Below are 23,126 nucleotides of genomic sequence, written 5' to 3'. Positions count from 1 at the left end.
TTATGGCAACTTTGTTACGAAAGGAAAGCCCATGGATCCCAATGATGCATATGTTTGCCAGGACAGTCTTGATTTGCTGGCAGGGCAGGATGAGCGATTTGTCGACGCCTTATATGCGGAGGTCTTTGTGCGTGCGCCCGAAATTCGCCTGCTGTTCGACGATTCGATCGAGGATTTTGCCGTGCGCCAATCCATCATGTTGCGTATGGCGGTCGGGTTGCTGGATGATCCCAAGGTGCTGGGGCCAAAACTTCGCAGTTTAGGTGGGGCACATGCCGCGCGTGGTGTGAAAGATCATCACTACCCTGTGGTCGCGGAGGCCATCGTGACGGTTCTGTCGGATCTGTTAGGGGGGGACTGGCGTCCCGAATTTGAGCACGCCTGGCGTGCCTTGATGGCCTATGTGGCCACCGAAATGATTTTGGGGGCGCAAGATCGCGCCGCTTGATCCGTCTGGTGTGCCCTAAGCTGATGAATTAGATCGAAAAAGATGTGCCACAGCCGCAGGATGCGGTGGCGTTGGGGTTTTCGATGACAAATCGTGCGCCGATCAGTTCTTCGGAAAAATCGATCACCGCGTTTGATAAAAAGGGCAGGGACATTTCATCAACCACCACTTTTTCGCCGGCCCCTTCCAAGACGAGGTCGCCGTCATTTGGCGCGTCCAAAGCAATATCATATTGAAACCCTGAACATCCGCCGCCCTCTACCGCGACACGAAGGGCTTTGCCCTGATCCGCCGCGCCGATTTCGGCGAGCCGTTCAAAAGCGCGAGGGGTCACTTTCGGGGGGAGGGTGAGATCCATAGCCATATCGGAGGGAATTCCATTTCATGTTCTGCGCTAATTGAATATAGGTGGGACAACAGGGCACGACAAGATGCCCTGAGCAATGGGCCCGATTTCTTCGCTGGGACAGCGCACGGGCCACGCAGTGATCGGCAGAAAAGGAGCACGCGAGATGCTCGCCACTTATGCAACTCATCCAGAGCGGACGCGCGGGCGTCTGTATCCCGAAGGGGAAAGCGCGTTTCGTGAGCCTTATCAAAGGGATCGCGACAGAATAATCCATTCTTCGGCCTTTCGGCGCCTGAAGCACAAGACACAAGTCTTTGTGGAACATGAGGGCGACTACTTCCGCACGCGGTTGACCCATTCCATCGAAGTGGCCCAGGTGGCGCGCACTGTTGCGGCGGCATTGGGGCTGAATTCGCATCTGACCGAAGCGGTCGCCTTGGCGCATGATCTGGGACACACACCCTTTGGTCACACTGGGGAAGACCGTCTGGACGAATTGATGGCGCCGCATGGTGGTTTTGATCACAACGCGCAAGCATTGCGGATCGTGACCTCGCTTGAGCAGCATTACGCGGAATGGGACGGCTTGAACCTGACCTGGGAAACGCTCGAAGGGATTGCAAAGCACAATGGCCCGGTCACCGGCGCGCTTCCCTATGCTTTGGCGGAATATAATGCGCATCACGATCTTGAACTGGGCACCCATGCGGGAGCCGAGGCGCAGGTGGCGGCGCTGGCGGATGATATCGCCTATAACAATCATGATTTGCATGACGGGCTGCGGGCGGGGTTGTTCACCTTGGACGAGCTTGCGGTGTTGCCGATCGTCGGTGACATGGTGCGCGAGGTGGATGTCAAATATCCGGGCTTGGAAGCTGGGCGACGGCAACACGAAGCCTTGCGCCGGGTCTTTGGCGTGATGGTCGAGGATGTGCTGGTCACATCTAAGCGGTTAATCCAACAGGATAACCCGGCCAGTGTCGAAGAGGTGCGCGCGCTTGATCATGCGGTGATCCAGTTTTCCAATGGTCTCTGGTCCGACATTAAACTCATTCGCAAGTTTTTATTTAAACGTATGTACCGCGCGCCCTCTGTCGTTGAAATGCGCGAACGGGTGTCCAAGGTGCTTGAGGATTTGTTTGCGCATATGCTGGCCAACCCATCGGATCTTCCGTCAAACTGGCAAGGCCAGCTCGGCGGGGCAAATGAAACCGCAATTGCGCGCCATGTGGCTGATTATATTGCCGGAATGACCGATCGCTTTGCATTGCAGGAACACGCAAGGCTGGGGCTGGGTTGACGAAACCGGGGTTTGCGTCTGCGCCTTGGTCATCCACGGCGAAGGTTGCGTGTAAGAAAAAGGATGTTCTGCCCCTGCCGGCTTGGCCGATCTCTTGACCTTTGGTCTCGGGCTGATAGGACTGCGCGGGACGTATAAAGGACCTGTGACATGAACTTGTTTGCCGAAATTCGCGTGCTTGTGATCAAAAGCCTTGAGGCGATGGTGACCGAAGGCGCGCTGCCTGAGGGCTTGAGTTTTGAGAATGTGGCTGTTGAGCCGCCGCGCGATGCCGCGCATGGTGATATGGCAACCAATGCTGCGATGGTGTTGGCAAAACCAGCCAAGATGAAACCGCGCGATATTGCAGATGCGCTTGCGGTGAAATTGGCAGAGGATGCCCGCATCGAGGTGGCCGAAGTGGCGGGGCCCGGCTTTTTGAACCTGCGACTGGCGGGCGATCTCTGGTCGGGTCTGGTACAGGATGTTCTGGCAAACGCAACCTTCGGACGGTCCGCAATGGGCGGCGGGCAAAAGGTGAATGTGGAATATGTGTCCGCAAACCCAACCGGACCATTGCATGTGGGACACACGCGCGGTGCGGTGTTTGGCGATGCGCTGGCAAGTCTCTTGGAATATGCTGGGTATGATGTGACCCGTGAATACTACATCAACGATGGTGGCGCGCAGGTCGATGTATTGGCGCGCTCGGTCTATTTGCGTTATCTCGAAGCCCATGGGCAGGAGGTCGCGTTTGAGGATGGCACCTATCCAGGGGATTATCTGGTTCCGGTCGGGCAAGCGCTTAAGGATAAGGTCGGCGACGCCTATGTGGGCAAGCCCGAAGCCGAATGGCTTGCGGAGATCCGCGAATTTGCGACCGCCCAGATGATGGATCTGATCCGTGAGGATTTGGCCCAGCTTGGGATCAAGATGGATGTGTTCTATTCGGAAAAATCGCTCTACGGCACCGGCCGGATTGAAGCGGCGCTTGGACATCTTGAAGGCAAGGGCTTGATTTATGAAGGCGTGCTTGAGCCGCCAAAGGGCAAGACGCCCGAAGATTGGGAACCGCGCGAGCAGACCTTGTTTAAATCCACCGAACACGGGGATGATGTGGACCGCCCGGTCAAGAAATCCGATGGTGGCTGGACCTATTTTGCGCCAGATATTGCCTATCATTATGACAAGGTAGAGCGTGGCTTTGATCAGCTGATCGATATTTTTGGCGCCGATCATGGTGGCTATGTCAAACGGATGAAGGCCGCGGTGTCTGCCCTGTCTGACGGCAAGGTTCCATTGGACATCAAACTGACACAACTGGTGAAACTCTATAAGAACGGCGAGCCGTTTAAGATGTCAAAACGGGCAGGGACCTTTGTGACCTTGCGCGATGTGGTGGATCAGGTTGGGGCCGATGTGACCCGCTTTGTGATGCTGACCCGTAAAAACGACGCGCCGCTTGATTTTGACTTTGACAAGGTGAAAGAAGCCAGCCGCGACAACCCGGTTTGGTATGTGCAATATGCCCATGCGCGGATCCGGTCGGTGTTGCGTAAAGCCGCTGAACAAGGTGTGCCGCTGGACGGAACGCCGCTGATCGAGGATGAGGCAGAGCTTGCCGTGGCCAAGAAACTGGCCGAATGGCCGCGTTTGGTTGAGATCGCTGCGCGCACCCATGAACCGCACCGCGTCGCCTTCTATCTCTATGAACTCGCGTCAGAATTTCAGTCTTTGTACAACCGCGGAAACGAAAAACCCGAGCTTCGGTTTGTGCAGGATGGCAATAACGCATCATCTGCCGCGAAAATCGCTTTGCCGCGTGCCGTGGCGGTTGTTATTTCCTCGGGTCTTGGTATTTTGGGGGTAACTCCGGCCGAGGAAATGCGCTGATCACAAGCTCAGCTCGGTCCGGATAGGGCGCCCTAAGGGCGTTCACCGAGGCAACGAGCAGAGACCGGAGAGGACACGCAAAACGTGTCCCAACCGGGTGTGAGGCAGGAATGGCAGAAAACGATTGGGGCAATACACGTACCCCTATGCACCCAGAACACATGGGTAATGGCGCGCAATTTGGTGCAGAGCAACCGGGGTATGGGGCAAAGCAGTCACACCCCGCTCATGCTGTGGGCTATGGCGCGCATGGGTATCACGGTGTCAATCAAATGCAGGGACAGGCCTATGGGCAGGGCGGGCATTTGCCGTCACAGGCGCATGGTTATCCACATCCCGATCCTGCGGGATATCCTTCACAACCTCAGGCACATTTTACGGCGCCCTATCCGGGCCCGGCGCCCGATCACGGCGGATATGCCGAAAACGGCTATGCACCGATGCATGGACATATGCCGCCCGCAAATGGCGGAACCCCAACGCGTTTTTCGGCAATTGCCAACTATGCTGGTGCCGCTGTTTCCCTTGCCTTGGTCGCCGGTTTGGCGGTCTGGGGATACCAGCTTGCGGTGCGTGATGTCTCTGGCATCCCTGTGGTGCGTGCGCTTGAGGGGCCGATGCGGGTTCAACCTGTTGATCCGGGCGGACAAGCTGCGGCCCATCAAGGGCTTGCCGTCAACGCGGTTCAGGCGTCAGGCGAGGCCAGCGCGCCGTCTGATCGGGTCGCGTTAGCCCCTGCGCCGGATCTGTTGGCCGACGACGATTTACCCGCAAACCCCTCTGCTGTGGTGGCCCAGTCCGCAACGGAAAAAGCGTTGGAACCTATTGAAGTGGCAGCGAAACGCATTTTGCCGTCTGGCTCTGATACGGCGGTTGATATCGCCACGCTTCCCGTGGATCCGGTGGCCGCGGCTTTGGCGATTGCCGAACAGATTAGCAAAAATACGCAGCCGCTCTCTGAGGTTGGCGAAGAGGTCACGCGCGTTTCAGCGCCAAGCCCCTCGGTCGCCCCGCTGATCACAAGGCCGAAAGTGATTGCGGCGTCTGTGCCCGGCGTGCGTCAGTCGCCACGCCCACTGATACGGCCCGCAAGCTTGCCAACCGTGGCGCCTTTGCCTGTGGCATTGTCCAGCCCTACGGCAGCAACAACAGCAGAGATCACACCGGATGCGATTGCGGCGGGCACCCGTTTGGTGCAGCTTGGCGCATTTGACAGCGAAGATGTGGCACGCGCGGAATGGAGCAAACTGTCGGACCGGTTTGAAGATTACATTCCTGGCAAAACCCGCGTGATCCAAAAAGCAAAATCAGGTGGTAAGACGTTCTATCGGTTGCGAGCAATGGGATTCAAAGATCTTGCCGATGCGCGCCGTTTCTGTTCAGCTTTGATGGCGGGCAAAGCCGCCTGCATTCCTGTGGTGACCCGTTAACGGGTCTTGCGATCTGTATTCGTTGAGGAGTGTGCCATGTCTGATCCGGGCGCCTATATTTTTGGCTGCGAAGGCACAAAACTGTCTCGTGCCGAACGTGATTTTTTTGAACGGTCCCAGCCTTGGGGCTTTATTCTGTTTGCCCGCAATGTCGAAACGCCCGAGCAATTGCGGGCGTTAACCGCTGAGTTGCGCGGATCCGTCGGTCGAAATGTTCCGATTTTCATTGACCAAGAAGGTGGGCGGGTCGCACGTATGGCTGCGCCACATTGGCGCGTTTGGTTGCCCGCGCTGGAGCAGGCGCAGCTCAACAAACGGGATGCGTCGCGCGCGATGTATATCCGCTACCGTTTGATTGCGGATGAATTGATGTCAGTGGGGATTGATGGCAATTGCGCGCCGGTCGCGGATTTGGCGTTTGCGGATACGCACCCGATCTTGCGCAACCGCTGTCTTGGTGAAGATGTTGTTCATGTGGTCGATCGGGCGCTTTCTGTGGCGCAGGGTCTGCTTGACGGTGGTGTGTTGCCCGTTGTGAAGCATTTCCCCGGTCATGGGCGCGCGACGCTTGATAGCCACAAGGAATTGCCCCGTGTAAATACACGCGCCAAGATCCTTCACAACACCGATTTCCTTGCCTTCGAAGGTCTGTCCAGCCTGCCAATCGGAATGTCTGCCCATATCGTTTTTGAAGATATCGATCCAGACCATCCAGCGACGCAATCGGTCATAATGATGGATCTGATCCGCGAAGAAATTGGCTTTGGTGGGCTATTGATGACGGATGATCTGTCGATGCAGGCGCTTGATGGTCCGCTTTCTTTGCGCGCACGCCGATCGTTGGATGCGGGGTGCGACATGGTCCTGCACTGTAATGGGCATCTGGACGAAATGGCCGAGATTGCCGACGCGACTGGGACATTGAGCGAAATTGCCGCTTTCCGTGCCGAAAACGCGCTCTCTTGGCGTAAATCCCCCGTTTCTGTTGACATTTCAGCGCTTGAGGCTGAATTTCAAAGCTTGATGACTGGTCAGGCAACAGAGAACTGAACGGGGCGAATGGCAGAGCAGGACGCTTTTTCAGAAGATGTAATGTCGGTCTCAGAACGCTTGGCGGCTGAGGCGCTGATTGTTGATGTCGAGGGCTTTGAGGGGCCACTTGACCTTTTGCTGACGTTGTCGCGGACACAAAAGGTGGATCTTCGCCAGATTTCTATTCTTGAATTGTCCGAGCAATACCTTGGCTTTGTTGAAAAGGCGCGGCACCTTCGCATTGAATTGGCGGCGGATTATTTGGTGATGGCGGCGTGGCTGGCCTTTCTTAAATCGCGCCTTCTTTTGCCTCCGGATCCAACAGAAGAGGGACCGTCTGGTGAAGATTTGGCGGCGCATCTGGCGTTCCAACTGGAGCGCTTGCAGGGGATGCGCGATGTCGCAGCCAAGTTGATGGCGCGCGATCAGCTTGGGCGGGACTTCTTTGCGCGCGGCATCCCCGAGGATGTGATGCGGGTGCGCAGGGTCACCTATACCGCCACGCTGCTGGATCTTATGCAAGGGTATGCGCGCATTCGCACCAAGGACGAGTTTCGCCCGTTCGTTATGGATCGCGACAGTCTGATGACGATGGAGCAGGCATTGGAACGGATGCGCGATCTGGTTGGCTACGCGGGCGACTGGACCGATTTATCAAATTATTTGCCCGAAGGCTGGGTGCTGGATGGCAAGCGGCGGCGCTCGGCCACGGCGGCCAATTTTGCAGCCACGCTTGAGCTTGCAAAACGGGGTATCATCGACCTTAGGCAAGAGGATACCTTTGCCCCGATTGAGATCCGCAGGAAATCAGTATGAGTGATCAAGTGACAGAAAACCAAGAAGAAAGCCTGTTTGATGCCCCGCCAATGGGTGAGCAAGAGCGCATGGTTGAGGCAATATTATTTGCGTCCGAAGAACCGGTGAGTGTTGCCGAACTTGAGGTGCGGATGCCACATGGTGCGGATGCCGCCGAGGCGCTGGCCTATCTGGTCAAGCGATACGAGGGCCGCGGTGTGCGGGTGGTGCGTGTTGGCGATGCATGGGCGATCCGTACTGCGCCGGATCTGGGTCATTTGATGCAAAAAGAAATTGTCGAGACACGGAAATTAAGCCGCGCTGCGATCGAAACTTTGGCGATCATCGCCTATCACCAGCCGGTTACTCGGGCCGAGATTGAAGAGATTCGCGGTGTGTCCGTTTCACGCGGTACGGTTGACCAGCTGATCGAAATGGAATGGATCCGGTTTGGTCGTCGGCGAATGACCCCCGGTCGACCTGTTACCTTTGTGGTTACACCTCATTTTCTCGATCACTTCGGGTTGGAAAGCGCACGCGATCTTCCGGGGTTGAAAGAGTTGCGCGCCGCCGGTCTGTTGGAAAGCCGCCCGCCGCCCGGTATGATGCCCGGACCTGATAGCGAAGAAGAGGATGAGGCCACCACGGGCCAGTCTGAACTGTTTGAGGATTGAGGCTCCGAGGGCGTAAAGGGGTCGTGAATTCGCCCTAATTCTCTGCTATCCTGCGCGGAAGTAACAAAGTGAGAGCAGACATGAACGTGAACAGAATCGTGAATATGATTATACGGCGGGTCGTTGGAAAACTGATCAACCGCGGTGTGGATGCAGGAATTGATTTGGCGGCAAAACGTGGCCGGAGTGGGGGCGGCAGCTCCACTCAAGCGATGACACCCGAGGAGCGCGCGCGCGCATCCCAAGCCAAAGCGCTGGCGAAGAAAGCCCGAAAAGGCGCCAGGATCACGCGAAAGCTGTTTTGAACAACGGATTTTGCGGGCGACAGGCCGCTAGGATTTAAAGTGTTTGGACAGCTTCAAGCCTTGCCCCTGGTAGTTTGACGCAATGTCTACCCCGTACAGCGCCTGCGGGGTTTGTGACATACGCTCATATACCAACCGCCCGACAATCTGTCCGTGTTCCAACACAAAGGGCGCCTCGTGACAGCGCACCTCCAAAACACCGCGTGACCCCGAACCACCTGCTGCATCATAACCAAAGCCGGGGTCGAAAAAGCCTGCATAATGCACGCGAAATTCCCCGACCATGGCCAGATAAGGGGCCATTTCAGCGGCGCAATTGGGTGGGATGGAAATCGCTTCGCGGCTGACCAGAATATAGAATGCACCGGGATCAAGGATAATGCGCCCTTCGGTGGTGCGCACCTCTTCCCAATACTCAGCCGGATCGTAATGTGCCAGCTTTGACAGGTCGACCACGCCGGAATGGCGTTTGGCGCGGTAGCCCACCAAATCACCGGTGGTTGGTTTCAGATCAACCGAAAACCCCAACCCATCAGAGATGACCGGAGTGCCCGAGACGATCGGCGTTTTGGCATGCACTTCGCGCAGCTCTTCATCGTCGAGAAATGTGCGGCCGTGCCGGAAAATGATTTGTGTCAGCATCTGTCCGGGTTGGGCCACGACCGAAAAGCTCTGCGGGCAAATCTCTGCAAATAGTGGTCCATTGTAGCCATCTGGAACACGGTCGAATTCCACCCCCTGATCGGTTATCACACGGGTCATGAGGTCCAGCCGCCCGATGGAGGATTTTGCGCTGGCCGCCCCCGAGGTGCCGCTTGGCAACGTCAGATGTTCCATCAGGGGAACCACATAGACACAGCCTTTTTCCAACACCGCGCCGCCGGTCAACGGGAACTCATGCATGGTCAGGTCAGCAAGACGTTCGGTGACAGTACGACCACGTCCGGGAAGGAATGAGGCGCGCACCCGATAGGCATGCTCGCCCAAGCGCAAATCCAGACTGGCGGGTTGAATTTGATTGTTGAGGATCGGAGAGGAGGCCGCAATAAGGCCGTCGGTGATCATCTGCCGAATTTGACTATCGGCCAATACACCTGCCGATACACATGCTTGTACATCTGATGTCATTGCGGTTCTCCCTGTGGGGCATTGGGGCCCATATACAAAAACGCCCACCCCAATAAGGGGCGGGCTGTTTTCTGTGTTTGTCCTACCCCGGTGGGGTCTGTCAAATCAAGCTGGGGGCCCATGATTTGAACCGCAGTTGCTGCGGTGATGTTGGTCGGGCTAGCAGGACTCGAACCTGCGACCTTCCGTCCCCCAGACGGACGCGCTACCAGACTGCGCCATAGCCCGACTGAGGCCCTTACATAGTGATTTTCACGAGTAGGGCAAGCCGGAAACCGCACGAATTCTTCCCTAATGCGCACTTCTTTTCCCTTACGACCTGCCAGAGCGGTTCATCTGAACGGCGAGAGCATCCAGACGGTCCGCCAAGGCCTGAAGAACGGGCAGATGTGCGTCGGTTCCGTTTGCACGGGCCCTGCGAATGGAGAGTGTTGCGCTGTCAGGTTGCTCTACAGTTTGCCCCGGAGTCGGATCAGCCGGGATATGCGAGATATCTGGCATATCCGGTGTCACAGTCGACGGCAATTCTTCGGTCACGCTGGCGGCCATCTCTGGTACGGGCGGTATTGACGCCTCGGGTTGCGGCAGATCAGCAGCGGTTTTATCCGCGACCTCTGGCATCTCTGGCAGGGCATCTGGCGCTCCTGCGGCCGCAGTCTTTTCGACGAATTCTGGTGTCGGGGCGTCCATCTGGCTTTCTGGCGCAACGACATCTTCGGGCATGTTACCCACTTCGGGCAGGTCACCTTTGGCGGTGTCCCCATCCGTGGCAGAGATTGCCATTTCTGGCAGCGTCGAGGCAGGCTCGACCAATGTGGCGGCTTTGGGCGCGCTGTCCATAGAGGGGGGTAAGCTGACGGCTTGTGCCGGCATTTCGGGTGTTTCGGTGGTTGCTGCGATAGGGGGGAGCTCTTCTATTGCATCTTGTACCGCCGCCCCGCGTGTTTCATCGGCATCGGCATCGGCATCGGCATCGGCATCGGCATCGGCGTCGGCATCGGCATCGGCATCATCGGTATCTGTATCAGCATCAGGCGCGGTTTCATCACGGCCCGAGGCCGCGCTTTGTGTGTCCTCTGTCAGATCAACAGTTTCGATTTCGTCAGACACAGGGGCCGTTGGTGCAGGATCTTCGGACGACACCGTGTCGGCAAAGGCAAATAAATCCATAGGTGTGGCTTCGCCGGCCGCGGTGTCATGCTCCGCTGAGACCAATACATCATCCGGGGTGACGGTTGGCAGTTCGTCAGTTGCGGGCAAGTCATCTGTCGCAAGCACGGGAGGGTCGTCCATGGTGTGATGCGCAGCCAAGGTTTCGGCGATGGTGGGGCCATCATGGGGAATCGGCTCTAGCGGATCAATCGGCGCAACAGTTTCGGCGAGTTTGTCGGCGACGTCAGGGGCTGTATCGCGCGGGGTCGTGGTGTCGTCTGACGTATCTGACACGTCAACATCCGATGAGAGGGCGGTTTCTGGTTCGACCTCATATGACGGATCCTCCAGCGGTGGCGCCTGCGTTGGGATCTCGGCCTCGATTTGTTCTACGTTCGCCACAGGGTCCGCAGATCCAGTTTGGCTGGCGTCAACGGGGGCAGAAACAGGGGCAGGGGGCGCGTCTTGCGTGTCTTCTGTTGTCGGGGGCGTTGGGGCCGCCGCGGGTACAACACTGTCGGAGGGCGCCGTCACACCCTCCTGGGCGTCGTCGCGCAGAGTGGCCAGCGACACGACGTTTGAGGATCCCCCATCGCGCAATTCATCCGAATCGATGGCCGGTGACATCGCGGCGACATGTTTCACACCATTTTCACGCAGCAGTTTTTGAACGCCGCGAATGGTCACGCCATCTTCATGCAGCAATTTGCGGATGCCGCCCAACAGCTCCATATCCGCAGGACGATAGTAACGTCGCCCACCGGCGCGTTTTACAGGTTTCACTTGGGTGAAACGACTTTCCCAAAAGCGCAGGACGTGCGTTGGCACGCCAAGCCACTCGGCCACCTCGCTGATGGTGCGGAAGGCGTCAGGCGACTTTTTGTCCATGGTGGTTTACCCGGATTTACTGTGGCGACAATTACGATACAAACCCTAGATAAGGATTTGATATATTAGCTTTTATTTCCGTCAGTGACGCGATCTTTCATAAGATGCGAAGGGCGGAAGGTCAGCACGCGACGTGGCAGGATTGGCACTTCTTCGCCAGTTTTGGGGTTGCGGCCCACCCGTGCGGCTTTATCGCGCACAGAGAAGGTTCCAAAAGACGAGATCTTGACGCTTTCGCCATCAACCAATGCATCGGACATATGGCCAAGTACACTTTCAACCAACTGTGCGCTTTCGTTTCGTGACAGGCCCACTTCGCGAAACACGGCCTCGCTTAGATCCATACGCGTCAAAGTCTTTTCACTCATTGATCATCCCCCTGATGTGTTGTTGAGGAAGAGAATGAGTATTTTGCTTTGGCCTGTCAATAAGGATGACCAAAATCAAAGACTTGTGGCAGAGTTTTCACCTCAGAGGGCGGGCCTGACGCCTGTGGTTACCAGCGAAGGGCCACGGCACCCCATGCCAAACCACCGCCGATTGCCTCGGTCACAAGCAAATCGCCGTCTTTGATTTTCCCCTGCTTTCGTCCTTCGTAAAGGGCCAGAGGAATTGACGCGGCAGAGGTGTTGCCATGCTCTTGCACGGTCACAATCACACGCTCCATCGGCACGCCCAGCTTCTTGGCGGTGCCTTGAATAATGCGGATATTGGCCTGATGGGGGACAATCCAATCCACATCGTCATCGCATAGTCCGACCTTGGTCAATGCGGTTTCCGCGGTTTCGGCCAATTTGCCGACAGCTTGGCGGAACAATTGGTTGCCCTGCATGCGCAGAAAACCGGATTGCTGGTTGGTGGACACGCCGCCATCCACATAAAGCATCTCGCGCATACGCCCGTCGGAATTCAGATCCGCCGAGAGGATGCCCCGGTCTTCGGTGGTTCCGGTCCCTTCGGCGGCTTCAAGAATCAAAGCACCCGCGCCATCACCAAACAGCACACAGGTTGAGCGATCGGTCATATCAAGGATGCGAGAGAAGGTTTCCGCACCAATGACCAGCACACGCTTTGCTTGCCCCGACAGGATCAGGGCATTGGCGTTGGTCAGGGCAAACACAAATCCGGCGCAGACCGCCTGCACATCAAAAGCAAAACCATGCGTCATACCCAGTTCGCTTTGCACCATTGTGGCCACAGAAGGGAACGTCAGATCAGGGGTCGAGGTTGCAAGCACGATGGCGTCAATGTCATTTGCATCAAGTCCAGCGTCCGACAGGGCTTCGCGGGCGGCGGTTGCTGCCATTTGCGAGGTCGTCTCGCCCTCCGCCGCAAATCGGCGCCGTTCAATACCAGAACGCGCGCGAATCCATTCATCCGACGTGTCGACGATGCTTTCAAAATAGGAGTTTTCCACAACGCGTTCAGGCAGATAATGCCCGACGCCTTTTACCACGGCGCGAATTGTCATTCTTGCTGCTCACCCTTCGTTGATGCGCTATCTTGACGTGGGGTCTCGGTGGATGCAACCCGTGCGGCCAGTTTCTCGTTGAAACCCGATCGAGCGAGGGTAAAGGCCAGCTTTACCGCCGCTGAAATGGCCGTTGCATCTGCCGAACCATGGCTTTTCACCACCGTCCCGTTCAGTCCCAAGAAAACACCACCATTTGACCTGCGCGGGTCCATGCGTTTTTTGAGTCGCCCCAAAGATGTCATCGACACCAAAGCGGCCAACTTAGAAAACAAAGTTTCAGTAAACGATTCTCGAATGAAACCCGCCATCAAATCTGCGGTCCCTTCGGCAGTTTTCAGCGCAACATTGCCGGTGAACCCATCGGTGACAATCACATCCACCCGATCAGACGGAATATCGACCCCTTCGACAAAGCCGACAAAATCAATATTGGCAGCATCTGAGGCATTGGTGATCAGCTCATGCGCGGATTTCAGAACGGGGTGGCCCTTGTGTTCCTCGGTGCCAACATTCAACAAGCCGATGCGCGGGCGTGTAATGCCCAACCCGTTGCGCGCATACGAGGCGCCCATCATGGCATATTGCAGAAGGTCGGTGTCATCCGCGCGAATATCGGCGCCCACATCCAGCATGATATTAAATCCGCCGGGATTGCGCGAGGGCCAAAGGCAGGCAATGGCGGGGCGATTCACTCCGGGCAATTTGCGGAGGCGCACCATCGACAGAAGCATCAGCGCACCGGTGTTGCCGCAGCTCACGGCAACATCGGCTTCGCCTGCTCTCACCGCATCAATGGTGGACCACATCGAGGTCTGCTGCCCATTCCGCATGACGTAAGAGGGCTTCGCATCCATCGTCACCACTTCTTCCGCGTGGCGAATCTCTACGCTTCCCGCCAATTCTGGCGTGCGATCGAGCAGTTTTTCCAAAGTGGGTTTGTCGCCGTGCAGCAAAAACCCAATATCAGGGTTCTTGTCCGCAGACAGCGCAAGGCCGGCAACTACAGCTGCCGGCCCCTGATCGCCGCCCATGGCGTCGACCGAAATAATTGTACGTTTCGGGGCGTTCGTTGTCATTTTTAGTCCCTTGGCCTGAGGGCCCTGCCTGTGGGCACCCCTGCTTTTGGCACTTTTACTGACATGACCGCCCGAAGAGGGCAAGAGCCTTACGCTGCGTCTTCGTCGTCGAAGTCAGCTTCACCTGTCATTGCAACAACTTCACGGTCGTCATAGTGACCGCAAGATGGGCAAACATGGTGGGGGCGCTTCAGCTCGCCACAGTTTGTGCATTCGTTCGGGTTTGCAGCAACCAGAGCGTCATGTGCGCGGCGATTGTTGCGGCGCGATTTGGATACTTTGTTCTGTTGGACAGCCATCGTCTCAACCTTTGGTATTAGGGGCGCGGGGCCGTTGAATTCTGGGGCTCACGCCCGGTGATCTTGTTCAGTCGTCTGTTATCAGCGTCTGAGTCTGGCGCGTCATACGCGGTTTCGCGTGCGCTGTCCAACCCATCTTGCGGAGAAGCCGGGAAAATACTGCTTTTCGGCGTTTGCGCAAGGGGCAATACGGGCGTTTTCAGCCCAAAGCAGCGAATTTTGTCGATCCGAGGGCCAATTGGGCCACATCTGCATTTGGTATGTTTACGTGTCAGTGTCCGATGGGTCCGACTCGCCCGCCAGTTTGTCCCGCAGGCTCGCCAGACCGGCAAAAGGGCGGGCGTCTTCGTCGGTCATTGGGGTGATGCCCTTCTCGGCGAAGTTCTGCTCAGCCAAGTCCGCGCCCTCCGCACGGGGGTAGAGAGGCAAAGCCAAGGCCAAGGTCTCGATCAACACCTCGCCCAGATCTATGACCTCGCCCAACGGGTCTTGGGTCACGTCTTCGGGCATTTCCACTTCTTGCTCGTTCACGGTTTTGCGTGCGGCGGCAAGCCATTGCCGTGTGACATCATCTTCGATCCGTGTGGTGACAGGAGCCAATGTGACAACGCATTCCTGAGAGACCGTTGCGCCCAGGTGGGCCGTCAATTGCCAGTCGCGTTTGCCGATGGGCTTAAGTTCGCCTTTGAACCGAACCTTGCGCAATCCCGGGATATCGATGTCGCGTGCAATTGCGGCACAGGTGGCCTCGTCCAACACCAACTCAAAGCGGGTCGGTTCATGGGTGGCCAGGTCGGCCGGGCGCAGCGGGTGCGAAAAGGGAAGGGGTGTGTCAGTTTGGGTCATTATGTATCGTTTCTTGAACGTTGGGCAATCCTGAGGTAAGCCGATACGCGAGACAGGCAGTAAAATGCAAGATGCCAAACGTGGGGGGGCTTATGTCGAGAGTGATGCGTTTTGGGCTGGCGGTGATGCTGGCGGGCCTTATTGCGGCCTGTTCGGCGACTTATCGCAACCATGGATATATGCCCACAGACACCGATGTCGAAGTGCTTCAAATTGGCGTCGATACGCGTGAAACCGTGGCGCAAGCCATTGGGCAACCTGGGACTGCGGGTCTGCTGACAAGTAGCGGTTGGTACTATGTACAAAGCCGTTTCAAACATTTTACCTATAATGCACCGGAAGAAATTGATCGGCAAGTTCTTGCGGTCAGCTTTAGCGATGCTGGCACGGTGACAAACATCGAACGGTTTGGGTTGGAAGACGGTCGTGTGGTCGTTCTGTCGCGTCGGGTGACGGCAACGAACATCAAGGGCGTCAGCTTCTTGCGTCAGCTGTTTGGTTCATTTGGCCGGATCACTTTGGAAGATTCGCTTAAGTAACCGGCACCGCGATGACCGTGATAAAATCCCAAAGGGCGACCAATTGGCCGCCCTTTTTTGTCTTTGAAACGCTTTACCGCTGTGGAACGCTATTTTTCCGCAGGTTCAAAGGTCAAACAGACCCCATTGATGCAATACCGAAGCCCGCCTGGCCCGGGCCCATCTGGAAACACATGCCCCAAATGGGCATCACATTCCGTACAGACAACTTCGGTGCGAGTCATGCCAAAGCTTGTATCGCTTTTCTCGCCAATCGGGGCGTCTTTTGCGGGGGTTGAAAAGGACGGCCAGCCACAATGGCTTTCAAATTTTCCTTCTTTGTCAAAAAGTTGCGCGCCACAACAGACACAGCGAAACACGCCGTCTTCCTCTGGAAAGCCGGGATGTGAAAACGCGCGTTCTGTGGCGGCTTTCCGGGTGACCTGAAAGGTCAAATCATCGCCAAGCTCTTTGCGCCATTCGTCGTCGGATTTTTTAATTTTGGTCATTTGCGCCTCTTTCTTTCCTGTTCCCCGTGAAAATAAACGATTTTATGTTCAAAATCATGTCACAACTGATGTGCATAAACTTGTGTGTTCACTGGGGGCAGAGCATATTTAGGCGAGGGGACACCCTGCGCCAAGTCCGGAGACAGCCAATGCCGAGAAAGTGTAACAGTCGTTATCTGGCCAGGTTTGCTGAGACGGATGCGGATGTGCAGGCGGCGCAAACTTTGCGTTATCGCTGTTTTCGGGGTGGCGATGGCATGGACGTTGATCTGTTTGATGCGATGTGCCGCCATGTTTTGATTGAGGATCAGACGACGGGAGAGGTGGCGGGGTGCTTTCGGCTGATGTTCTTTCGGGACGGCTCTCAGATCAACACCAGCTATGCCGCGCAATATTACGAATTATCCGCGCTCAAGTCTTACAAGGCCCCAATGGTGGAGCTTGGGCGGTTCTGTATCGCCCCAGAGGTTGAAGACGGGGCGGATGTTTTGCGCGTCGCTTGGGCAATGTTGACCCAATGTGTGGATGACAGCAAAACGGGGATGTTGTTTGGCTGTTCGTCGTTCAAAGGCACGGATGAGGCGGCCTATTTTGATACGTTTTCCATGTTGAAAGACAATCATCTAGCGCCCAAACGGTGGTTGCCGCGGGTGAAGGCGCCCAAAGTGTTCCGCTATGGCGAGGGCAAACGCCGCACAACAGATCGCAAACGTGGATTGCGGATGATGCCGCCGCTGTTGCGCAGCTATTTGACCATGGGCGGGTGGGTGTCGGATCACGCGGTTGTGGATCACGACCTGAACACGCTGCATGTCTTTACAGGATTGGAAATCGCCTCCGTTCCGCCCGCCCGCGCGCGTCTTTTGCGGGCTGTGGTGGGATAAGGCGCCTTTACCGTTGACCTGACCGCCTTGTCCCCCTAACTCAGCCCCATGGCTCGTATACCCCTTTTGCAAATGAACGATATCTCGCTGACCTTCGGCGGTGATCCTGTATTTGACGGTTTGGATCTGGTGGTCCAGCCGCAAGACCGCGTGGCGCTGGTTGGGCGCAACGGATCCGGCAAATCCACGCTGATGAAGGTTATGGCCGGATTGATCGAGGCGGACACTGGCACGCGCGTTTTGTCGCCCGGTGTGTCCGTTGGATACATGGAACAGCACCCGGATCTGTCCGCTTTTGAAACCCTTGGCGATTTCGCGGTGAGCGGGTTGGAGCCCGGACAAGAATATCTGGTTGCACGCGTGGCAGAAGGGTTGAAGATGAACCTTGATGCGCCCGTTGCAACGGCATCTGGCGGCGAGCGGCGACGCGCGGCTTTGGCAAAACTGTTGGCCGAGGCCCCAGATTTGATGCTGCTGGATGAGCCAACAAACCACCTTGATATTCAGGCAATTCAATGGCTTGAGGATGAGCTTTCAACCACCCGTGCGGGCTATGTTTTGATCAGCCACGACCGGGCCTTTTTGCGCAATCTGACCCGCGCCACGCTGTGGGTTGATCGCGGACAAGTGCGCCGGCAGGAAAAGGGCTTTGAGCATTTTGAAGCTTGGCGGGACAAGGCGTGGGAAGAAGAAGATCTGAACCGCCACAAGCTGAACCGTAAAATCAAATCCGAAGCCCGTTGGGCGGTGGAAGGCATCAGCGCGCGACGCAAACGCAACCAAGGTCGCCTGCGCGAATTGGGCAAATTGCGGGATGAAAGATCAAGCCAGATCAAGCGGCAAGGTGCGGCTGAGATGGTGTTCGAGGCAGGGCCGAAATCCGGCCGTCGCGTGATCGAAGCGCAAGGGATTTCAAAGTCTTACGGTGATAAGCGCATCTTGAATGAATTTGATTTGCGCGTGATGCGGGGGGACCGGATTGCCCTGGTTGGCCCCAATGGAACCGGCAAAACGACCCTTTTGAAAATGCTGATTGGACAAGAAGAACCTGATACGGGAACGGTGTCCTTTGGTACGGGCATTGAGCTTGCGGTGTTTGACCAAAACAGATCCACCTTGGTCGAGGATGACAGCCTTTGGGACAACCTGACGGGGGATCCAGAAATGCGCGTCTCTGGCAAAGCGGATCAGGTGATGGTGCGCGGCTATCCCAAGCATGTGGTGGGATATCTGAAAGAATTTCTGTTTGACGAAGCACAGGCGCGCGCGCCGGTCAGGTCCTTGTCTGGTGGGGAAAAGGCGCGGTTGATCCTTGCAAAAATCATGGCGCGCCAATCCAATCTTTTGGTCTTGGACGAACCGACCAATGATTTGGATGTGGAAACGCTTGATTTGCTGCAAGACATTCTAGGGTCTTACGAAGGCACCGCGATTTTGGTCAGCCACGACCGGGATTTCCTTGATCGGGTCGCGTTGCGCACCATCGCGATGGAGGGGAACGGCAAGGCGGTGATTTATCCGGGTGGTTGGTCGGATTATCAAGCGCAGCGACAAGATGTACCCCAAACGCCAACGCAAAAAAAGAAATCCAAACCGTCTGAGAAGCCTGCTGAGAAGGCAGCCCCCAAAACGGGCCTGTCCTTCACCGAACAGCACCGGCTTGAGGTTTTGCCCGCTGAGATTGATCGTCTGACGGCTGAAATTGCCAAGCTGGAAGAGTTTCTGATGGATCCGAAGCTGTTTTCAGACGCGCCGGTGAAGTTCAAAAAGGCCACTGAAGGCCTGACCGAGCGGCAGCAAAAACTCGCCAAGTCAGAAGAAGAATGGATGGCGCTTGAGGAAAAGGCCGAAGCGGCACAAAGCTAATTGCGATTGAAATGAAAACGGGGCCGGGTGCGTGATCACCGGCCCCGTTTCTGTGTTCCGCGCGTGTTGTGTCTTACACGCTCAGGTGAATGTTAAACGCTGCGCGAATCTTGGCATCTGTGTCAGGCTCAAAGGCGGCGGATGAGCGTTCTGTCAAAATTGCCTCTTTTCGGGCCGTCGCTTTTTCCAACAGATCAGGCTTTTCAAGCTCGGCCCATTCTTTGGGCGACGTTCGGTCCCCCAGCGTTGGATAAACATAGTCGGCTTGCATCCGGCTGAGGGTTTGGCTGGTGCCAAGGTAATGACCGGGCCCGCCGATGCACACTTCGGCGATTTGATCCAACGCCATGGTTTCATCGCTTACTTCAATACCGCGCACACAGCGTTGCGCCTGTCCGATGATGTCATCGCCCAGGATCAGGCTTTCGTGACAGAACCCCAGCAATGACGCGTGCATTCCGGCCGCTTCATAGACCATGTTCAACCCGGACAGACCGGCCATAACGTTAGAGCACATCTGCTCCCATCCGGCTTGCATATCCGGCAATTTGGAATCGGATGCGCCCGCAGCCGCCCCACCAGGAAGACCATAAAACTTGTGCATCTGGGCGCAGCCTGCCGTTAGCAAAGCCTGTTCGCCTGATCCGACAGACATCGCGCCGGTGCGCAGATCAAGACCAAAGGGCCATGTGCCAATGATGGCAGGTGCGCCCGGTTTCACGGCGTTGACATAGACCAGACCGCCCAGCACTTCGGCGGTGGCTTGAACAATGGCGCCCGCGACGGTGGATGGTGCGGTGGCTCCGGCCATGCCAGCAGACAACAGCAGCACCGGCATGCCGTGTTTGATGCATTCCTCCATCACCTCACAGCTTTCGGTGGCGAATTTCATCGGCGGCACCACAAAGCAGTTGGAGTTGGACACAAAAGGCCGCTCGCGCCATTTGTCTTCACCACCTGCAATCATGTGCAGCATTTCAATGGCTGGGGCGACAAAACCGGGTTCGGAAAATGAGGTCCCGACATGTTTGGTTGTGCCCGAGCAGCTGGCATAGATCGAGTTTATGTCCATTTCGCAATTGTCGAGAATATCACGACAGACCATAGGCCGTTGAAGAAAATGGACATTATCGAGCTTGTCGGTGATCCGGGCGGCGTCATGCAGATCTTGCACGGTGCTGTCGCGGTAATCTCGCCCGTGTACGTCCACAAGATGTACGGCGGCCCCGGCTGTGCCGTAATGAACGCGGTTGCCGGACAGCTGCATGTCGTGCTTTGGATCGCGCCCGTGCAGGGTGACGGATTTGTTTGCCATGGCGATGGTCTCTTCGACCAAGGCGCGGGGGAACCGCAGGCGGCCATCGTCGCCCAAGATCGCACCGGCTTTGGTCAGGTATTCGATCCCGCTGGGGGGCGCGTCGGCCAACCCGATGGTTTCCAGGGCCTCAAGGGCGGCGTTGTGAATGCGCAGAACGTCCGCATCGGAAAGGACACGTAGGGTGCCGCCCTCCATACCGGGGCGAACCGGGCGAATGTCATCTGTAAGGGGGGCTGCGCGCATGGCTTTACGGGCGGCGCGACCGCCAGAACGGCGGGCTGAAGGTGAGCTCATGAAAATATCCGTGTATGTGAGAGTTTGCGTGTGGGGTGAGGGGGAACCCTCAGGGTCTGCCACGCGCTGCACGTCCGCGCTCAGCGCCGATCGTTCTCACTACAATGGAAATGATCCAGTCGTATCTGCCCATTTCATCCTCCCTTCCCCCATTAAGCGTGCAGATTCGAAGGGGGTCTTTTCTATTTGCGTCACCTGATGATGTCGCAAATGAGCGGTGTTTTGACGCAGGGGGTCAGCCGCGCAGGATCAAAAAGACAGCGGCATAGTGCATGGCCGCGCCCACCAAAACGTGGCTGTGCCAGATTGCACGGTTGAAAGGGAGGTGGTCACGCAGATGAAAAACCGTACCAAGGGTAAAGAGCACACCGCCGCCGACCAGAAGGATCAGCACCGTTAAGCTGAAGGCCGCAATCAGTGGGCCGATGGCCAGTACCGCAAGCCAACCTTGCATCAATGTCAGTTGAAAGGTGAACCGCTCAAACCGACCAAAGAAGAACAGTTTCATCGTAACCCCCACCAAGGCGATGGTCCAAACGGCCATGTTTAGGGCCATCCCGTTTGCGCCGCCAATTCCGATCAGGGCAAGCGGTGTGTAAGTTCCTGCGATCATGATGAAAATCGCCGCGTGATCAAATCTGCGCAAAACAGATCTTGCTTGACGGTGTAATGTCATATTGTAAGCGGCGGACAATAAAAAAGAGGCCAAAAGCCCCGCTGCGTATGCCATGATCGGTGTCATTTGCCCCATTGGGCCCGCCATTGCCGCCCAGATCACAAGGGCCGTGGCGCCGATACCTGCGGCAAGCACACCTAATCCGTGGATCACGCCGTCCGCGATGTATTCTCTGAATGTAAACTCTTCTCCAAACTCCATATGGCTGTTCCCTTTACCACCCGGGGTGTCGCGCGTTGGGTTGGGGAACCTTGCGAAACACCCACACACTTCGTTTTGTGCCTGCGCGTTTGCTTGTTTCTGGTCGGGGTCTGGCTGAAACGGGCCAGGGGCAGAGGTGTTCTTAGACCGGACTTACAAGCCGTGCGCTTATTGATCGGTCATTTCAGGATACTCCCAAAATGTGGCAATCCGGTGCCGAAGGGGGGCAACTGTTGGTCGTGGTCTGGCAGTGAACTGTAACAGCCCCATCCTTCCCGATCGGGATAAGCAGGGTTGCATGATTATGTAAAGAAATCCTTGCCCTACAGGTCGTGTGATAGCTCGGACAACACGGTTGGGATCATCATCACATCATCGCGGGTGCAATCAAACTGGCCAACTTGCACCCGGATCACAAAGGATCCGTTGTGGTTGGTTTGGGTCAGATAGATGCGCCCATCCCGGTTCACGCGGTCTAACAGCTCTGCCGTTTTTGCATCATTTTCAAAGCGAAAGCTGAACAGGGATAAGATCGGCGGAGTGGTGATTTCAAACCCTTTTAGGGCGGCAATGGCATCGGCGGCCTCATGCGACCAGGTCACATGATTGCGGATGCGGGTGCGCAGGCCGGTTAGCCCCTCGGCGCGCAGAAGAAACCACAGTTTCAGCGCGCGGAAACGCCGACCAAGCGGCAGGGTCCATTCGTTATAATTAACGATATCCTCGGCACCTTGGGTCTTCAAATAATCCGGCCGCAGCCCCATCGCGCCGATCTGCGGGGCAGGATCCCGCAGGAATTGCACCGCACAGTCAAACTGTGCCCCCAGCCATTTATGGGGGTTAAAGACAATGCTGTCAGCCGCCTCAATCCCGGCCCACAGCGGGCGGAATTCTTCGCAGATCATCGCAGATCCGGCCCAAGCGGCGTCCACATGCACGGTCAGCCCGTGGGCGTGCGCGACGGCGATACACTCCCCGATCAGATCACAAGCGCCAATAGAGGTGCCGCCCACACAAAGGACCACGCCCGCCGGTTTCAATCCCGCGGCGATGTCGTCCCGAATGAGTTGGTCGAGGGCGTTCGGATCCATCGACCATGTTGGGTGACCTGGGATGGTGGGCACTTTGACCAGATTGTCCTGACCGATGCCAGACAGGCGCACGGCTTTGTCGACGCTGGAATGGGTTTGCGCGCTGGCGTAAATGCGCAGAGTTGGTGCGTTGGCCAGCCCTTTGGTCACGCCTTCATGGCCCAACGCCAGCTCGCGCATGGTGGTTACGGCGCTGAAAGTGGCGGTTGTGGCGCTGTCGTGGATGGTGCCGGTGAAATCGGCGGGCAATCCCAGCCCATCGCGCAACCAACGGATTGTCAGGTCTTCCATCTCATTGGCGGCGGGGGCGGTTTGCCAAAGCATTGCTTGGGCGGCCATCGCGTTGGCCAATTGCTCGGCCAGCATAGAGGCAGGGGCGGCGTTGCCGGGGAAATAGGCAAAGAAACGCGGGTGCTGCCAATGGGTCATGGCATCTGGCACCAGCTGGGTGAAGTCGTCAAAGATGGCGTCCACGGGATCTGGCTGTTCTGGCACGGGGGCTTCGATCTTGGCCAAAAACTCGCCGGGGGCGATCTTTGGGCGAACCGGACGATCTCGTAGGGATTTATGATAGTCGCGTGTCCATTCGGCGGCTTTCGCGGACCATGTGACCAGATCGTCGTGATTCATTGTCAGCTCCATCTTAGGGTAGTTAACGTGTTAATTAAGCCGCGCGTCAGGTCAAGCCCCAACCTCGGCAG

Annotated in this window: 23 protein-coding genes and 1 tRNA gene; 11 read left to right on the top strand and 13 right to left on the bottom strand. The window is 56.7% G+C overall.

From position 1 onward, the window contains the following. The first annotated feature begins 31 nt into the window (after positions 1-31). Entirely contained in the window at positions 32-448 is a 417-nt protein-coding gene (locus KKW20_RS09125; protein ID WP_214567565.1) for a globin domain-containing protein, read from the top strand. A gap of 28 nt (positions 449-476) precedes the next feature. Here KKW20_RS09125 and KKW20_RS09120 read toward each other — a convergent pair whose 3' ends face one another. Continuing rightward, complete coding sequence (locus KKW20_RS09120; protein WP_214567657.1) at positions 477-806, bottom strand: HesB/IscA family protein; 330 nt, start codon at positions 804-806, stop codon at positions 477-479. Between the two features lie 154 nt (positions 807-960). Here KKW20_RS09120 and KKW20_RS09115 point away from each other — a divergent pair, with 154 nt between their 5' ends. The 7 genes from KKW20_RS09115 (at position 961) to KKW20_RS09085 (ending at position 8,205) form a co-directional block, all read left to right on the top strand. Then, a complete protein-coding gene (locus tag KKW20_RS09115) occupies positions 961-2,097 on the top strand; it encodes a deoxyguanosinetriphosphate triphosphohydrolase (RefSeq protein ID WP_214567564.1) in 1,137 nt (378 codons plus the stop codon). A 150-nt stretch (positions 2,098-2,247) separates the two neighbouring features. Beyond that, complete coding sequence (gene argS / locus KKW20_RS09110; RefSeq protein WP_214567563.1) at positions 2,248-3,969, top strand: arginine--tRNA ligase; 1,722 nt, start codon at positions 2,248-2,250, stop codon at positions 3,967-3,969. A gap of 146 nt (positions 3,970-4,115) precedes the next feature. Next, complete coding sequence (locus KKW20_RS09105) at positions 4,116-5,399, top strand: SPOR domain-containing protein (RefSeq protein ID WP_246534525.1); 1,284 nt, start codon at positions 4,116-4,118, stop codon at positions 5,397-5,399. Between the two features lie 36 nt (positions 5,400-5,435). Then, on the top strand, positions 5,436-6,449 hold the full coding sequence (locus tag KKW20_RS09100; protein WP_214567562.1) for a glycoside hydrolase family 3 N-terminal domain-containing protein: 1,014 nt from the start codon (positions 5,436-5,438) through the stop codon (positions 6,447-6,449). Positions 6,450-6,458: 9 nt separating this feature from the next. Beyond that, positions 6,459-7,247, top strand: a complete 789-nt coding sequence (locus tag KKW20_RS09095; RefSeq protein ID WP_214567561.1) for a segregation and condensation protein A — start codon at positions 6,459-6,461, stop codon at positions 7,245-7,247. Beyond that, on the top strand, positions 7,244-7,900 hold the full coding sequence (gene scpB, locus KKW20_RS09090) for an SMC-Scp complex subunit ScpB (protein ID WP_214567560.1): 657 nt from the start codon (positions 7,244-7,246) through the stop codon (positions 7,898-7,900). The genes KKW20_RS09095 and scpB overlap by 4 nt, the downstream gene beginning before the upstream one ends. Before the next feature lie 80 nt (positions 7,901-7,980). Further along, positions 7,981-8,205 carry a hypothetical protein gene (locus tag KKW20_RS09085; RefSeq protein ID WP_214567559.1) on the top strand — a complete coding sequence of 75 codons (225 nt, stop codon included), beginning with the start codon at positions 7,981-7,983 and terminating at the stop codon, positions 8,203-8,205. A gap of 27 nt (positions 8,206-8,232) precedes the next feature. Here the strand turns inward: KKW20_RS09085 and KKW20_RS09080 are convergent, their stop codons facing one another. The 8 genes from KKW20_RS09080 to KKW20_RS09045 all read right to left on the bottom strand — a co-directional run bounded on the left by KKW20_RS09080 (position 8,233) and on the right by KKW20_RS09045 (position 15,068). Continuing rightward, on the bottom strand, positions 8,233-9,333 hold the full coding sequence (locus KKW20_RS09080; protein ID WP_214567558.1) for a 2'-deoxycytidine 5'-triphosphate deaminase: 1,101 nt from the start codon (positions 9,331-9,333) through the stop codon (positions 8,233-8,235). Positions 9,334-9,484: 151 nt separating this feature from the next. Next, a tRNA-Pro gene (locus KKW20_RS09075) sits at positions 9,485-9,561 on the bottom strand. Positions 9,562-9,645: 84 nt separating this feature from the next. Further along, a complete protein-coding gene (locus KKW20_RS16555) occupies positions 9,646-11,373 on the bottom strand; it encodes a MerR family transcriptional regulator (RefSeq protein WP_246534524.1) in 1,728 nt (575 codons plus the stop codon). A gap of 65 nt (positions 11,374-11,438) precedes the next feature. Next, a complete protein-coding gene (gene ihfA / locus KKW20_RS09065; protein ID WP_214567557.1) occupies positions 11,439-11,741 on the bottom strand; it encodes an integration host factor subunit alpha in 303 nt (100 codons plus the stop codon). 128 nt (positions 11,742-11,869) lie between these two features. Further along, complete coding sequence (locus KKW20_RS09060; RefSeq protein WP_214567556.1) at positions 11,870-12,844, bottom strand: beta-ketoacyl-ACP synthase III; 975 nt, start codon at positions 12,842-12,844, stop codon at positions 11,870-11,872. Next, complete coding sequence (plsX, locus tag KKW20_RS09055; protein WP_214567555.1) at positions 12,841-13,923, bottom strand: phosphate acyltransferase PlsX; 1,083 nt, start codon at positions 13,921-13,923, stop codon at positions 12,841-12,843. The genes KKW20_RS09060 and plsX overlap by 4 nt, the downstream gene beginning before the upstream one ends. 89 nt (positions 13,924-14,012) lie before the next feature. After that, complete coding sequence (gene rpmF / locus KKW20_RS09050) at positions 14,013-14,222, bottom strand: 50S ribosomal protein L32 (RefSeq protein WP_214567554.1); 210 nt, start codon at positions 14,220-14,222, stop codon at positions 14,013-14,015. 264 nt (positions 14,223-14,486) lie between these two features. Continuing rightward, positions 14,487-15,068 (bottom strand): YceD family protein, encoded by a 582-nt coding sequence (locus tag KKW20_RS09045; RefSeq protein WP_214567553.1) that lies wholly within the window; start codon positions 15,066-15,068, stop codon positions 14,487-14,489. Between the two features lie 92 nt (positions 15,069-15,160). Between KKW20_RS09045 and KKW20_RS09040 the strand changes: the two genes are divergently transcribed. Next, positions 15,161-15,607, top strand: a complete 447-nt coding sequence (locus KKW20_RS09040; protein WP_246534523.1) for an outer membrane protein assembly factor BamE — start codon at positions 15,161-15,163, stop codon at positions 15,605-15,607. 89 nt (positions 15,608-15,696) lie between these two features. Here KKW20_RS09040 and msrB read toward each other — a convergent pair whose 3' ends face one another. Next, the gene (msrB, locus tag KKW20_RS09035; RefSeq protein WP_214567551.1) at positions 15,697-16,095 is read right to left on the bottom strand and encodes a peptide-methionine (R)-S-oxide reductase MsrB; all 399 of its coding nucleotides are present in this window, start codon (positions 16,093-16,095) and stop codon (positions 15,697-15,699) included. 149 nt (positions 16,096-16,244) lie between these two features. Between msrB and KKW20_RS09030 the strand changes: the two genes are divergently transcribed. Next, a complete protein-coding gene (locus tag KKW20_RS09030; protein ID WP_214567550.1) occupies positions 16,245-16,979 on the top strand; it encodes a GNAT family N-acetyltransferase in 735 nt (244 codons plus the stop codon). Positions 16,980-17,027: 48 nt separating this feature from the next. Then, positions 17,028-18,845, top strand: a complete 1,818-nt coding sequence (locus KKW20_RS09025) for an ABC-F family ATP-binding cassette domain-containing protein (RefSeq protein ID WP_214567549.1) — start codon at positions 17,028-17,030, stop codon at positions 18,843-18,845. Between the two features lie 73 nt (positions 18,846-18,918). Here the strand turns inward: KKW20_RS09025 and KKW20_RS09020 are convergent, their stop codons facing one another. From KKW20_RS09020 to KKW20_RS09010, 3 genes are all read right to left on the bottom strand, one after another. Next, on the bottom strand, positions 18,919-20,457 hold the full coding sequence (locus KKW20_RS09020; protein ID WP_214567548.1) for a trimethylamine methyltransferase family protein: 1,539 nt from the start codon (positions 20,455-20,457) through the stop codon (positions 18,919-18,921). A 235-nt stretch (positions 20,458-20,692) separates the two neighbouring features. Continuing rightward, positions 20,693-21,334, bottom strand: a complete 642-nt coding sequence (trhA, locus tag KKW20_RS09015) for a PAQR family membrane homeostasis protein TrhA (RefSeq protein WP_214567547.1) — start codon at positions 21,332-21,334, stop codon at positions 20,693-20,695. A gap of 323 nt (positions 21,335-21,657) precedes the next feature. Then, positions 21,658-23,055, bottom strand: coding sequence for a pyridoxal phosphate-dependent decarboxylase family protein (locus KKW20_RS09010; protein ID WP_214567546.1), 1,398 nt, complete (start codon positions 23,053-23,055; stop codon positions 21,658-21,660). Between the last annotated feature and the right edge of the window lie 71 nt (positions 23,056-23,126).

Origin of the sequence: Aliiroseovarius lamellibrachiae (assembly GCF_018599245.1) — a bacterium.
GTDB lineage: Bacteria > Pseudomonadota > Alphaproteobacteria > Rhodobacterales > Rhodobacteraceae > Aliiroseovarius > Aliiroseovarius lamellibrachiae.
The sequence above is the reverse complement of the archived record's forward strand: the minus strand, read 5'-3'. Positions and strand labels throughout refer to the sequence as shown.